This window comes from Halomonas sp. SIMBA_159, assembly GCF_046536035.1.
Taxonomy (GTDB): Bacteria; Pseudomonadota; Gammaproteobacteria; order Pseudomonadales; family Halomonadaceae; genus Vreelandella; species Vreelandella venusta_A.
Genome location: NZ_JAWJBT010000415.1, coordinates 1 through 278, shown reverse-complemented (window position 1 = coordinate 278; position 278 = coordinate 1). Strand labels below are relative to the sequence as shown.

Below are 278 nucleotides of genomic sequence, written 5' to 3'. Positions count from 1 at the left end.
CACCTCATGCTGCGCTGGCTGAAACGGTTGAAGGCGCTATCGCAATTAAGCGTCCGCAACTTAAAGGGTTGATAAACGGTGTATTACGCCAGTTCCAGCGTCAGCAAGAAGAGTTATTAGCCGAGTTTAATGCCAGTGATGCACGTTATCTGCATCCTTCCTGGTTGCTGAAGCGTCTGCAAAAAGCGTATCCAGAGCAGTGGCAATCCATCGTCGAAGCCAATAACCAGCGTCCGCCAATGTGGCTGCGTATTAATCGTACGCATCATTCCCGCGAC

Annotated in this window: 1 pseudogene; it reads left to right on the top strand. The window is 50.7% G+C overall.

The features are described from left to right. A pseudogene (locus R0J87_RS19845) lies at positions 1-278 on the top strand (16S rRNA (cytosine(967)-C(5))-methyltransferase RsmB); the annotation flags it as partial.